11 protein-coding genes are annotated in these 13,333 nt (G+C 67.4%); 4 read left to right on the forward strand and 7 right to left on the reverse strand.

Going from position 1 to position 13,333, the window contains the following annotated elements; translation table 11 throughout:
• Positions 1-79 precede the first annotated feature (79 nt).
• Positions 80-649: a DUF4245 domain-containing protein gene (locus tag L1080_RS03615; RefSeq protein WP_250776293.1), complete on the forward strand. Its 570-nt coding sequence runs from the start codon at positions 80-82 to the stop codon at positions 647-649.
• A 14-nt stretch (positions 650-663) separates the two neighbouring features.
• Here the strand turns inward: L1080_RS03615 and L1080_RS03620 are convergent, their stop codons facing one another.
• Genes L1080_RS03620 through L1080_RS03630 form a run of 3 tightly spaced genes read right to left on the reverse strand, consistent with a single transcriptional unit; the run spans position 664 to position 2,768 of the window.
• Positions 664-891, reverse strand: coding sequence for an exodeoxyribonuclease VII small subunit (locus tag L1080_RS03620; protein WP_250776291.1), 228 nt, complete (start codon positions 889-891; stop codon positions 664-666).
• A 3-nt stretch (positions 892-894) separates the two neighbouring features.
• Positions 895-2,151: an exodeoxyribonuclease VII large subunit gene (gene xseA, locus L1080_RS03625; protein ID WP_250776289.1), complete on the reverse strand. Its 1,257-nt coding sequence runs from the start codon at positions 2,149-2,151 to the stop codon at positions 895-897.
• Positions 2,148-2,768, reverse strand: a complete 621-nt coding sequence (locus L1080_RS03630; RefSeq protein ID WP_109335266.1) for a lipid droplet-associated protein — start codon at positions 2,766-2,768, stop codon at positions 2,148-2,150. Before L1080_RS03630 ends, xseA begins: the two co-directional genes overlap by 4 nt.
• 142 nt (positions 2,769-2,910) lie before the next feature.
• Between L1080_RS03630 and L1080_RS03635 the strand changes: the two genes are divergently transcribed.
• Positions 2,911-3,918 carry a 4-hydroxy-3-methylbut-2-enyl diphosphate reductase gene (locus L1080_RS03635; protein ID WP_109332216.1) on the forward strand — a complete coding sequence of 336 codons (1,008 nt, stop codon included), beginning with the start codon at positions 2,911-2,913 and terminating at the stop codon, positions 3,916-3,918.
• A 49-nt stretch (positions 3,919-3,967) separates the two neighbouring features.
• Here L1080_RS03635 and L1080_RS03640 read toward each other — a convergent pair whose 3' ends face one another.
• Positions 3,968-4,846 carry a DUF6542 domain-containing protein gene (locus tag L1080_RS03640; RefSeq protein WP_250776287.1) on the reverse strand — a complete coding sequence of 293 codons (879 nt, stop codon included), beginning with the start codon at positions 4,844-4,846 and terminating at the stop codon, positions 3,968-3,970.
• A gap of 196 nt (positions 4,847-5,042) precedes the next feature.
• On the opposite strand from L1080_RS03640, the gene L1080_RS03645 reads away from it, so the two are divergent.
• A complete protein-coding gene (locus L1080_RS03645; protein WP_250776285.1) occupies positions 5,043-6,227 on the forward strand; it encodes an exonuclease SbcCD subunit D in 1,185 nt (394 codons plus the stop codon).
• On the forward strand, positions 6,224-9,205 hold the full coding sequence (locus L1080_RS03650) for an AAA family ATPase (RefSeq protein ID WP_250776283.1): 2,982 nt from the start codon (positions 6,224-6,226) through the stop codon (positions 9,203-9,205). Before L1080_RS03645 ends, L1080_RS03650 begins: the two co-directional genes overlap by 4 nt.
• A gap of 7 nt (positions 9,206-9,212) precedes the next feature.
• Here the strand turns inward: L1080_RS03650 and L1080_RS03655 are convergent, their stop codons facing one another.
• From L1080_RS03655 to L1080_RS03665, 3 genes are all read right to left on the reverse strand, one after another.
• Positions 9,213-10,454 carry an AI-2E family transporter gene (locus L1080_RS03655; RefSeq protein ID WP_250776281.1) on the reverse strand — a complete coding sequence of 414 codons (1,242 nt, stop codon included), beginning with the start codon at positions 10,452-10,454 and terminating at the stop codon, positions 9,213-9,215.
• A gap of 133 nt (positions 10,455-10,587) precedes the next feature.
• Positions 10,588-10,782 carry a YbdD/YjiX family protein gene (locus L1080_RS03660; protein WP_250776279.1) on the reverse strand — a complete coding sequence of 65 codons (195 nt, stop codon included), beginning with the start codon at positions 10,780-10,782 and terminating at the stop codon, positions 10,588-10,590.
• Positions 10,772-13,075, reverse strand: coding sequence for a carbon starvation CstA family protein (locus tag L1080_RS03665; protein ID WP_250776277.1), 2,304 nt, complete (start codon positions 13,073-13,075; stop codon positions 10,772-10,774). Before L1080_RS03665 ends, L1080_RS03660 begins: the two co-directional genes overlap by 11 nt.
• Positions 13,076-13,333: the final 258 nt, after the last annotated feature.

Here is a 13,333-nt window from a genome sequence, read left to right on the forward strand (position 1 = left end):
TGTGTGACGTGCGTTGCTGGGGCGACATATCGGGGACCGAGAATCGTCGTTCGGGGGCGGACCCTGGATACTGGTGTGCGTGGCATCCGATAAACCGCGCATCCTGCACAACAACCGCGACATGGTGTGGTCGCTCGTACCCCTTGTCCTGTTCTGCGTGCTGATCGCCGGTATCGCCAGCCAGTGCACGTTCAGCCCCGGCGGTCCCACGACCGGGCCGATTCCCAGCTTCGACATCGACGCTGCGCTGAAGTACGACGCGAACGACCTTCCGTTCCCGGTTCGGCAGCCGGAGACGCCCGAGGGCTGGACACCCAACTCGGGGAGCCGCAGCATCGTCAGTGGTGACGGCGGCGGCGACTCCAGCACCGTCGGCTTCATCACGCCGGCCGGTCGGTACATCCAGCTGACGCAGAGCAACGCGCTCGAAACCGTGCTGGTGCCCTTCGTGGCCGGTGGTCCGCGGAGGGCGACCGGTACGGAAGATATCGCAGGTCACACGTGGATCGTGTACGGCGGTGAGGGAGTCGAACCGATCTGGGTCTCCGACTTCGGCGACGTCCGGCTCCTCGTCACGGGCAGCGCCTCCGAAGAGGCGTTCGAGCAGCTCACCGCGGCCGCGGCCGAAGCCCCGATCCTCCCGGCTTGATCGCAGCCGATTCGTCAGCTCTCGTCGTCGGCGTGCGCGAGCGCGGTCTCGACGCGTTTGCGGGCTCCTGCGAGGTGCTCCTCGCACCGCTTTGCGAGAGCCTCCCCGCGCTCCCACAGGGCGAGTGACGCGTCGAGGTCGAGGCCGCCTTGTTCGAGCACCTTGACCACGTCGACGAGTTCGTCACGTGCCGCCTCGTAACCGAGCTCCGCGATGTCGGTGTCGTTCCCGGTGTTGCTCATGTCCTACTTGTCCTTTCCCATCACCGCGGCACGGATTGCGCCGTCGGCGACTCGAACGCGAATCTGGGTGCCCGGCGGGGCGTCGTCGACCGAACGCAGTACCTCGGGATCGCCGTCGGGCACGATCCGCTGAACGACGGAATAGCCGCGGGCGAGCGTGGCCGCGGGTCCGAGGGTGGTCAACCGTGCCCGCAGGTGCTCGATCGTGGTGCTCTCGGCGGCGATTGCCCTGGCGATGTCGCGGCGGCCCGCCTCGCGCAGTCGCTCGACCTCGTCGCCCCGCTCGTCGAGAGCGCGCACCGGATCGGCGAGCACCGGCCGGCTCCGCAGCTGGGAGATCAGGTGGGATTCGCGCTGTACCCAGTTCCGGAGCGCCGCCGCACTGCGTGAGCGCAGCTCGCTGACCAGCGCTTGCTCGGCGACAGCGTCCGGGACCACCCGTTTGGCGGCGTCCGTGGGGGTAGCGGCGCGCAGATCGGCGACGTGATCGCTGAGCGGGCTGTCGGGCTCGTGTCCGATGGCACTGACGATCGGGGTGGTGCACGCGACGATCGCCCGGCAGAGGGTCTCGTCGGAGAACGGCAGCAGGTCCTCCACGCTTCCGCCGCCGCGGGCCAGAATGATCACATCCACGTGCGGATCGGCGTCGAGTTCCTTCAACGCGTCGAGAATCTGCGGCACTGCGGTGACGCCCTGCACCGGGGTGTTACGAATCTCGAACCGGACGGCCGGCCAGCGGCGCTGCGCCACGCTGAGGACATCGTGCTCGGCGGCGCTTGCTCGGCCGGTGATCAGGCCGACGGTCCCGGGAAGGAAGGGCAGCGGGCGCTTGAGCCGGGGGTCGAACAGGCCCTCCGCAGCCAGAAGCGCGCGCAGCCTCTCGATTCGGGCGAGGAGTTCGCCGATTCCGACCGCGCGGATCTCGGTCACTCGCAGCGACACCGATCCGCGGCCGGTGTAGAACGACAACTTCCCGAACATCACCACCCGACTGCCCTCGGTGAGGGGGACAGGGGAGTTCTGCAACAGCTGAGGTGAGCACGTCACGGAGAGGGACATGTCGACGGACGGATCGCGCAGCACGAGAAACGCCGTCCGGGTACCGGGACGGGCATTGATCTGGGTGATCTGACCCTCGACCCACACACTCCCGAGCCGGTCGATCCACTGTGCGACCTTGGCCGAGACGGTGCGAACCGGCCACGGTTTGTCGGCGGTACTCGGTGCTGTACTGGCTGCGCGGGACTGGGCGGAAGTCACTTGGCCTTGGCGGTGGTGATGCGATTGGTCAGCATGGTCAGGAAGGGTGCCCTGGCAAGGGTTGCCGTCTCGTAGTCCAGCAGCGCTGTCAGGTCCTCGACGGACAGCGAGCGCAGGCGGGCCCGCAACTGGGCAAGGGTCAGCGACGAATAGTCGAGGTAGGCGGCGATCTCGGGTTCGGCGACTGCGGAGGCGGGCTTCGGGGTCGTGGTCTTCGCCACACCGTTGGTACTCGGAGCCTTCGGGCCGGTGGGGGCGGTGGACTTCTCTGCGAGGTCGTCACCCTGAGGGCTGAGGGAGTACAGCGCGAAGCGGCCGGGCCCGGCGGGACGATCGTCCGGCGCGTCCTCGATGTCGGGTTCTCCGTCGGTGTCCTCGTCGAACACCGCCCAGGACGGCTGCTCTTCGTCGTGCGACCAGTGGATGAGGGCAAAAGCCTGGTCACCCTTGATGGCCAGCGCCGTCATGGTCTGCTGGACACGCATCGTGGTCTGCAGCACCTGGCTGACCGCAGTCATCGGCAGAGTGACCGCCGTCGTGGGCAGCCTCCTGGCTTCTTCGACGGCCGTCACGGCGATTCCAGCGGCGACGCGCGCCACGAACGGGGGACGAATCATGCTCACAGCCTGCCTGACATCGGCACGTTTGGGTAGCCGACGTGCCCACAGCGTGGACGACTCGACTCGATGACGCGCACAGTACCCCTCCCGAGGCCCGGCGAAAGTGTCCTAGCCGGGGGGTGACCCGTACGCTGGAACCATGTCTTCGGCTGTTCCACTCAATGTGGGTATCACACGTTCGGCAGATTCGGGAGTGCATGCGAGCGGTGAGAAGCGAGTGCTGCTCGCCGAACCCCGTGGGTACTGCGCCGGCGTCGACCGCGCTGTCGAGACGGTCGAGAAGGCGCTGGAGAAGCACGGCGCCCCGATTTACGTCCGCAAAGAAATTGTGCACAACCGCCACGTGGTGGAAACGCTCACCGAGCGCGGCGTGATCTTCGTCGACGAAACCGACGAGGTGCCCGAGGGTGCGTTGCTCGTATTCTCTGCGCACGGTGTGTCGCCGGCCGTGCACGAGTCGGCCGCAGCCCGCAATCTCCGCACCATCGATGCGACGTGTCCACTGGTCACCAAGGTGCACCAGGAAGCGAAACGTTTTGCCCGCGACGACTACGACATTCTCCTCATCGGCCACGAGGGCCACGAGGAAGTGGAAGGCACTGCCGGCGAGGCCCCAGACCATGTGCAACTGGTCGACGGACCCGAGTCGGTGGATGCCGTCTCGGTCCGCGACGAGTCGAAGGTCATCTGGCTGTCGCAGACCACGCTGAGCGTCGACGAGACCATGCAGACCGTGGCGCGGCTGCGGGAGAAGTTCCCCCACCTGCAGGATCCGCCCAGCGACGACATCTGCTACGCCACCCAGAACCGTCAGGTGGCGGTGAAGGCGATGGCCCCCGAGTGCGATCTGGTGATCGTGGTGGGCTCCCGCAACTCGTCCAACTCGGTGCGCCTCGTCGAGGTGGCTCTCGGAGCCGGCGCGAAAGCGTCGTACCTCGTCGACTTCGCCCGTGAGGTGGATCCGGCGTGGCTCGACGGTGTTCGCACGGTCGGCATCACTTCAGGCGCCTCGGTGCCGGAAATTCTCGTGCGCGGTGTGATCGACCTACTGGCCGAACACGGGTTCCACGACGTCCAGCCGGTCACGACTGCCAACGAGACACTCGTCTTCGCGCTTCCCCGGGAGCTTCGCGCCGCCCGGCACTGACACTGTGCCGACCGCCGAGGAGCACTGACACCGTGCCGACCGCCCGGAATCAGCGGGGCTGCTCCGTCTCGAACGGTGGTTCGTAGCGGTCCCGGTAGCGCACCTGAGGGATCGGGTGGGCAGGCACGTCGGTGGAACGGTAGCGGGCCGTCGGCCGCTGCGGGGTCGATCGCGGTGTCTGTGCCGATCGCGGGGCTTCGGTGGAGGACCGGGACGGCTGTGCGCTGCGCGGTACCTGGGTAGAGCGGGGTGCCTGCGAGATCCTGTCGGATACCGGCGGCGGGGGAGTGGGGCGTCCCGAAGACGCCGACCGACGCGGAGGCGGGCTGTCGGCCCGCCGCGCCGAGGAGCGAGGGTGCTCCCGGGCGGAACGCCTCGGCCGCAACCTCGTGGCCGACTCGTCGGCGTCCGGTGCGGTTCGACGTGTGCGCGTGCCCTCGCGTACCGAACGAGGCGTGCGGCGCCGTTCCGACGTACGGGCGGGCCCGGTTCGACGCTGCTGGAGGAGGAAGAGCCGCAGCCCGCCGATCACCAGGACGACGACCGTGGCGGCCAGCATGATCGGGAACCGGTTCACCAGCGGGTACGCGACATTGATGGCGAGGTCTCGCAGGGCTGTGCTGTTCTCTTCCGCGATCAGGCTCTGGCCCAGCGGTACGCCGACGAACAGGATCAGCGGCGGTTGCACGATGGCGGTGAAGAGGGCGCCGTTGCCGGCAGCCACCACCGCGAGGACGCAGCCGAGGAAATAGAACGTCGAGAACGCCGCGGTGAGTTCGCTCCCGCCGGCCGCATCGGCCACGAACCCGAGACAGGTGACTCCGACGGCCAGAAGAATGACACCCCACCAGGGGAGACCGGGAACCGACCCGACAATCGACTGCCGATCGAGCGGCACCCCGGAGCGAGCACGTTGGGTTGCAGACACACAACGACAGTAGCGGCAACATGTCGACTATCGCCGTTGGCGTGACCGGTCGGAGACCGGACTTGCACGGTAATTGTGCCGTTCCTCACGAATTGGAGCCACGACGTCGCCCTCTGTCCGGGCAGCCCCGATCGGTTGCCCGCCACGCGGCGGGGGTGTTCGGGATTTGTCGGCACCGTGCTCTACCGTCCGAGACATGAGGATCCTGCACACGTCGGACTGGCACATCGGACGCACGTTCCACGGAGTGGATCTGCTCGCCGATCAGTCCCGGGTGCTCGACTCGATCGCCGCACTGGTCCGCGAGTATTCGGTGGACGTCGTGGTGGTTCCCGGGGACGTGTACGACCGCTCGATTCCCAGTGCGGACGCCGTCACGGTGTGCAACCGCGGTTTCGAAGAGATCCGCGACGCCGGTGCCGTCATCATTGCCACGTCCGGCAACCACGACTCCGCCGCGAGGCTGGGCGCGGGCGCCGCCTTCTCCCGGGCGGGCGGTCTGCACCTGATGACCACGGTGGCCGGCATCACCTCCCCCGTCGTGCTGGACGACGAGCACGGTCCCGTCGCGTTCTACGGGATTCCCTACCTGGAACCGGAGATCACCCGCACTCAGCTCGGCGTCCCCGCTGCCCGATCGCACGCGGACATTCTCGATGCGGCCATGGATCGTGTGCGCGCCGACCTCGACGCCAGGGCCGCCGACGCACCGGGTACGAGGTCGGTCGTGCTGGCTCATGCCTTCGTGGTGGGGGCCGAGGCCACAGGGTCGGAGCGGTCCATCTCGGTCGGTGGGGTCGAGACCGTGTCGGCGTCGGCGTTCGGCGACGTCGACTACGTCGCGCTGGGCCATCTGCACTCACCGCAGACGCTGGCCGAGCACATCCGGTACTCGGGGTCGCCGCTGCCGTACTCCTTCGGTGAACGCACTCACCGCAAGGCCGTCTTCCTGGTCGACCTTGCCGCGGATGGGCTCCGCCGTGTCGAGCGGGTGGATCTACCCGTGGTCCGCGGGCTACGACAGCTCACCGGCACCTTGGCAGAGTTACTCGAAGACGAGCATTTCCAGGACGCGGAGGAGTGCTACGTGTCGGCGGTCCTCACCGATCCGCAGCGCCCCGTCGACGCCATGCGCTCTCTGCAGACCCGATTTCCGTTCGCCGTCCACCTGGAATGGCAGCGACCGGCAGGCACCGAGGATTTGCGGTATCGCGAGAAGGTACACGGGCGCAGCGACGTGCAGATCACCCGCAGCTTCCTGACCGATGTGCGCAGCGAGCCGTCCCCGCGCGAGGTCCGCCTCGTGGAGGCCGCGCTCGGTCATGCCGACCGTGCCGGGGAAGACACGGCCGGGGTCGTGGTGCTGGAACAGTCGGCATGAGACTGCATCGACTCGAAGTCGAGGCGTTCGGACCGTTCGCGAATTCGGTCGAGGTCGATTTCGACCGACTCGGCGCCGACGGCCTCTTTCTGTTGCACGGGCAAACCGGTGCGGGCAAGACCACGGTGCTCGACGCGGTGGCCTTCGCGCTGTACGGCACCGTTCCCGGTGCGCGCAAGGACGGGAAGCGGCTCCTCTCCGACCATGCGCCGGCCGGTTCCGTGCCGACGGTGACGCTCGAGGTGACCATTTCCGGTCGCCGCCTCCGGCTGGTCCGCAGTCCCGAATTCGAACGCCCGAAACGTCGCGGTTCGGGAACAATCAAGGAGAACGCCAAAGCGACTCTCACCTGGCTGGACGGGCGAGGAGAACACCTGTCCCGAATCCCCGACATCGCCGAGGAGATCGGCCGGTTGATGGGGATGAGCGCCGACCAGTTCTTCCAGGTGGTGCTCCTTCCGCAGGGTGAGTTCGCCCGTTTCCTGCGTGCCGACAACGAAGAACGCGGACAGCTCCTCGAGCGGTTGTTCGACACCACGCGGTTCGGGACGGCGGAGGAGTGGTTCCTGAATCGGCGGCGAGCGAGCGCTCATGACCTGGACGAGCATCAGCGTTCCATCGACGTGCTGATCGCCAAGGTCGCCACGGCAGCCGGTATCGAGGGCGGGGCGGACGCAGACCCTGTCACGTGGGCGCACAAACTGGAGGAAGAGGCGCGCGCCACCCGCGATGTTGCCGTCGAGGACCTCGAGAAGGTCAAGTCGGACGCGGCCCTGACGCGAGATGCTCTGGCGCAGGCGCGCCGAATCCTCGAACTCCAGAACCGGCGTGCCCGGGCAGAGGCCGAACTCGCCGCCTACGAGGCCGGAGCTTCGGAACGGGCGGTTCTCGCCGCCGAGGTCGCCGCAGCGCGGCGGGCGGAGCCGGTTGCCGTCGTCGTCCGCGAAGCGGACGTTGCCCGCGACAAGGCGGCGACCGCGGCGCGGCGGGTTGCCGCCATCGCAGACCGGCTGTGTTCGACGGCAGGTGGCGCCGAGGTGGTCGAGCAATTGTCGTGGCCGCCGAACAGTGAAGAGCGTGAACGTCTTCGAACCTGCATCCGGTCGTGGCGCGACGATATTGTCCGCCTCGACGGTGTGCTCGCAGAGGCGGAAGTGGGGGACCGGCTCGAAGTCGAACTCGGCCGGCTGCGCGCCCGGGAAGTCGGGCTGGCCGACACCCGCGCGGAGCTTGCCCGCGAACGCGAGGAGCTGCCCGGCGCCATTCGGGTCGCGGAGCGAGCGCTCGACGAGGCCGAGAAGGCTCGTGTGTCTTTACCGGGGCTCGAGGATGTTCGTGCTCGCGCGGCCGACGCCGCCGCGGCCGCCGCAGAGCTTCGGCAGTGCCGTGACCGCCGCGACGCACTCGAGCGCGCCGTGCTCGACGCCCGGCGAACACACCAGGATGCCCGCGAACACTGGCTGACGCTCCTGCAGCGCCGGATTCTGGGGATGGCCGCCGAACTCGCGGGCACGCTCGAGGACGGTCAACCGTGCCAGGTGTGCGGTTCGGTGGAGCACCCCGACCCCGCGGCGGAGTCCGAACTGTCGGTCACCAAGGCAGATGAGGATGCGGCCCTCGCAGCGGAACAGAAGGCCGCCGCGAAGGTGAACACTGCGGCGGAGGCTCTGGCAACGGCAGACCGCACAATCGACGTTCTGGTCCAGCGTTGCGGGGACGGCGACACCGACCACCTCGGGGCCGAACTCGCCTCCGCGGAGGCGGCACTGCGCCATGCGAGCGACCTCGGCGAGCAGGCCGCGTCGCGGGCCCGTCATCTCGGTGAGCTCCGCGACCGTGAGACGCAACTGCACACTCGTTCGCACGATCTTGCGGTCGAGGCTGCCACCGTCGCCGAGAAAATCACCTCGGGTGCCGCGCAGCTCGAGGAGATCCGGGCGCGGGTGCGTGAGGCCGCAGGCGAGGACGAGAGTCCCGCGGCCCGCCGCGCCCGCATCGCGGTGCTGGCGGACGCCGCGTCCGAACTGCTCGACGCCCGGGACGAGGGAGCAGCCGCTGAGTCTTCAGCCCAGGAACTCGCCGCGAAGGCCGAATTACTCGCTCGCGAAGCAGGATTCGACCGAACGAGCGACGCGGTGGCGGCGGTGCGTCCCGTTGCCCGACAGGACGAAATCGACGCCCGACTCACCGCTGCCCGTGATGCCGAGGTGGGTGCCCGCCGAATACTCGACGAACCGGAGATCGCCGCCGTCGCAGATGCAGCGCCGGTCGACCTGGTGTCCGTCCAGCAGGCACACGACGTCGCAACGGAGGCGGTCGACGTCGCGGTGGCGGTGGCGTCGGAGGCCGAACGACGACTACTCGACCTCGAGCGTTTCGTCGGCCAGCTCGAGAGAGCTGCCGCGGCCATCGCCCCGATGCAGGCGGAACACGAGGAACTGGCCGCGCTCGCCGAGGTGATCGCCGGTCGTGGTCAGAACTCACGCAAGATGTCGCTGCGCTCCTATGTGCTCGCCGCCCGGCTCGAGGAGGTCGCGGTGTCGGCGTCCGCCCGGTTGAGCCGGATGTCCGCTGGCCGCTACTCGTTCGTCCACACCGACGAGGCCGGCCCGCGTGGGCGTCGTGGTGGCCTCGGACTCGATATCCGCGACGACTACACCGGCGTCGTGCGGTCGGCGAAGACGCTGTCCGGCGGCGAGTCGTTTCTTGCCTCGCTGTCGCTGGCCCTCGGTCTCGCCGACGTGGTCGCGGCGGAGTCCGGCGGCGTCGTCCTCGACACCATGTTCATCGACGAAGGGTTCGGCACCCTCGACGCCGATACGCTCGACTCGGTGATGGGCGTGCTCGACGAACTACGGGACGGTGGTCGCGTGGTCGGTATCGTCAGCCATGTCGACGAGATGCGTCAGCGAATCCCCAGTCGCCTCCACGTGATTCGTGGACGCACCGGCTCGACGCTCGAGGTGATCGCGGGCTGAGCACCGATCACTCGGCCTGCGGTGTGATCGCTTTGGGAGCGATACCTTTCGGAGCCACGGCAGCCTCGTCGATCGTCACGCCCTCCCGCTCGGCATCGTCGATGTCCTCGTCGGCGGCGACGTCGTCGGGGATGTTGGCCTCGGCACTCTTCTCGTCGATCTGTTCGCCGATGTAGCGCACCACGACGGCGGCCACGGCGGCGGTAGGCACCGCGAGGAAGGCGCCGACGATGCCGAATACCGACCCGCCCGCGGTGACGGCGAGCAGCACCACGACCGCGTGCAGTTTCATGCTCTTGCTCTGCAGAACCGGTTGGAGCACGTTGCCCTCGATCTGCTGAACCACCAGGATGATGATCAGCACGATCACTGCGGTGGTGAGCCCGTTGGCCACCAAGGCGACGAGGACGGCGAGCGCCCCGGCGACGAAGGCACCGACGATCGGGATGAAGCCACCGATGAAGGTCAGGATCGCGAGGACCGGCGCGAGGGGCACCCCGAGGATGAGCAGTCCGGCGCCGATGAACACCGCGTCGATGAGGCTCACCAGCGCCTGCGTTCGGATGAATCCGCCGAGGGTGTCCCACATCCGGCCGAGCACGACTTCGAGGTGTCGGCCGGCCCGGCCGCCGCTCACCGAGTGGAGCCAGGGGATGAAGCGCGGTCCGTCCTTGATGAAGAAGAACGACAGAACCAGCACCAGGCCGAGGGTGAGGAGCAGTGAGCTCGCGGTGCTGACGCCGGTGAAGACGCCGGACGCGATGACCGTTCCACTTTCCTGGACCTTCGCAATGATGGTGTGAATACCCTCGTCGATCTGGTCGTCCTTGAGGTTGATCGGCGGACCCTGCAACCAGTCCTGCACCTGGTTGATGCCCTCGGTGGCCTTGTTTGCCAGCTCAGGAGCCTGGCTGACCACCGAGGGCACGATGCCGGCGATGATGCCTGCCAGCACCGCGATGAACAAGACGAGTGTGGTCGCCGCGGCGGCCGCCGGGGGAATGCCTCGTTTGGTCATTGCCCGCGTCGGCGGCCACAGCACGGTGCACACGACGATCGCGAGGAGCACTGGGAGGACGATCACCCAGAGCTTCTCGATGATCCACCCGAACAGCAACGCTCCGAGCGCGATCGCAACGAGAACGAGCGACCACTTGGCCAACCACATACCGCCGAGCCCGATGAGATGCCCGCGATCGGGTTTGGTGATCTCCTGCCCGGGCGCTGCCGGGGCTTCCTGCTCCGCCACAGTTGGTCCTCCCTCGTCTCACAGACATATCCGCCGTATCGCCCCGGTCCGCGAGGGCGGACCGGTGACGGCACTGACCGCGTGTGCCGACTGCCCGTCCAGCCGATCGTACTGACAGCGCCGCCGTGTGCGGTCAGCAGCAACGGGCACCCGGATTCGCGTCGGCGTCGGCGTACCGGGCGCGCCAGTACTCGCGTTCGCTCGGAACGGCTGCATCGGGATGACATCGGCGGAGGTGGTCGACATAGCGGGAATAGTCGTGATCGCCCATCAACGAGCCCGTCCACCACCAAGCCGTCCGGAGAGCTCCGACAACCCTATTCGTCATGGTGATGCGCCTTTCCGGTGACCGCGTGGGCCGCACCGGGCGCGCGCACGACGCCCTCGGCGATCAGGTCGTTCCATTCCTTCTCGAGCCCCTTCTCGGCGGTGGTGGGCACGAAACCGGCGGGTGCGAAGATCTTGGACTGCTGCTCGGGCGACTCGGTGGTGGGTAGACCGCCGGCCCGGAACGCCTTGATGCACACGAGCAGTCCGGCAGCCACCACGACCAGGACCAGTCCGGCGAAGACGATCGACAGTGTTCCCTGGATGAAGGTGTTGCGGATGACCGCGTCGATGGCATCCGGTGTCTTCGCCGAACCGAAGCTCGTCTTCCCGGCTTCCTTGGCGTCCTTGAAAGCGGCGTGCTGGGACCAGTAGCCGATGGAGGTGTTGCCCGAGAAGATCTTCTGCCACGACGCCGTCATCGTGACGATCAGGTCCCAGACGAGCGGCACCCCGGGAATCCACGCCCACTTGAAGAGGCCCTTCTTCATGACGACGGCGAGGACCACGGTCAGGGCGATGGCAGCGAGGAGCTGGTTGGCGATTCCGAACAGCGGGAAGAGTGTGTTGATGCCGCCGAGCGGGTCGGTGACTCCCATGAGCAGGATGGCACCCCAGAGTCCGACGACAGCCAGCGAGCACACCCAGGCGCCGACGCGCCACGACGGATCCTTGAACTTGCGGGCCGGTCCCCCGAAGTTGCCGAGGGAATCGGAGAGCATGAAGCGGGCGACACGAGTACCGGCGTCCACCGTGGTGAGAATGAACAACGCTTCGAACATGATCGCGAAGTGGTACCAGAACGATTTGAGCGCAGTACCCCCGAGGAATTGGCTCAGCACCTCCGACATTCCGAAGGCGAGTGTGGGTGCACCGCCGGTGCGCGAGATGATCGATTCCTCACCGACGTTCTCGGCGGCTTCCGACAGGGTGCCGGGGGAGATGTCGGGACTGGTCAGTCCGAGCCCGTTCACGTAATCGGCTGCGGTCTCCGGAGTTCCACCGGTCAGGGTGGACGGGGCGTTGAGGGCGAAGTACAGGTGCTGATCGATGATGCAGGCGGTGACGAGCGCCATGATGGCGACGAACGACTCGGTGAGCATGCCGCCGTAGCCGATGAGGCGGGTCTGCTTCTCCTTCTCCAGCAACTTGGGGGTGGTGCCGGACGCGATGAGCGCATGGAAGCCGGACAGCGCGCCGCACGCGATCGTGATGAACAGGAACGGGAAGAGCGATCCGGCGAACGCGGGGCCGTTTCCCTGGATCGCGAAGGTGGTGACGTCCGGCATCTTGATGGTGGGCCGGGCGACGAGGATTCCGACTGCCAGAAGAACGATCGTGCCGATCTTCATGAACGTCGACAGGTAGTCGCGCGGTGCGAGTAGAAGCCACACGGGCAGGACCGACGCCGCAAATCCGTAGGCGATCATCAGCCACGCGATGGTGACCTTGGACAGTGTGAACCAGTCGGCGCCCCAGGAGGTGTCGGCGACCCAGCCGCCGGCGACGATGGCGGCGAGCAGGAGGACCACGCCGATGAGAGAAACCTCCGCCACCTTGCCGGGTCGGAGGTATCGCAGGTAGACGCCCATGAAGAGGGCGATCGGAATCGTCATCGCGATGGAGAAGACACCCCAGGGGCTTTCGGCGAGCGCGTTGACGACCACCAGGGCCAGGACGGCGATGAGAATGATCATGATGACGAACACGCCGATCATGGCGGCGACACCACCGACCAGTCCGAGTTCGTCCCGTGCCATCTGCCCGAGGCTGCGCCCGCGCCGTTTCGTCGAAATCCACAGGACCAGGAAGTCCTGCACGGCACCGGCGAAGACGACACCGATGATGATCCAGAGGGTGCCGGGTAGGTAGCCCATCTGCGCGGCGAGTACTGGGCCGACGAGTGGTCCCGCACCGGCGATGGCGGCGAAGTGGTGCCCGAAGAGCACCCGCCGATCCGTCGGCATGTAATCCTTGCCGTTCTCCAGAATCTCGGCCGGTGTCGCCAGATCGTCACGGGGTTTGACGATCCTGCTCTCGATCAGCCGCGCATAGAAGCGGTAGGCGATGAGGTAGGTGCAGACGGCAGCGACCACGAACCACACGGCACTGATGTTCTCGCCGCGGACGAACGCGATCATCGCCCACGCGATGCCGCCGAGAATGCCCAGGACGATGAAGACGATCCGTGCCGTCGGGGAAATCGGGGTGCGGTCCACGACGCCCACCGGCGGCAGATCGGGGTCCGTCCTCAGATATTCGACCTCGGGTTCGGGGGCGGCTTTCAGAGCCATCTCGATCTCCTTTCCATCGTTCCCGCCGTCATTGTGTGGCAGGGGAACGGTGTGGGCACGGCTTCCGGTGTTATGGCCTCCGTCACCCTATTGCCCCCACATTGCCAGTGTGAGCCGACCCGGGAAATGTCGCCCGTTTATCTGAGCGCGAACCCGGGCAGGCTGAAGGAAGAACCCGGTACTTCGACGGCTCGCCCGCATCCGCGCGGCGGAGCGCCGGAACTGCCGGACGAGGAGCTTCGTCGAACGGAGACGCGC

It is taken from the genome of Rhodococcus sp. MSC1_016 (genome assembly GCF_023667485.2).
Classification (GTDB): domain Bacteria; phylum Actinomycetota; class Actinomycetes; order Mycobacteriales; family Mycobacteriaceae; genus Rhodococcus_F; species Rhodococcus_F oxybenzonivorans.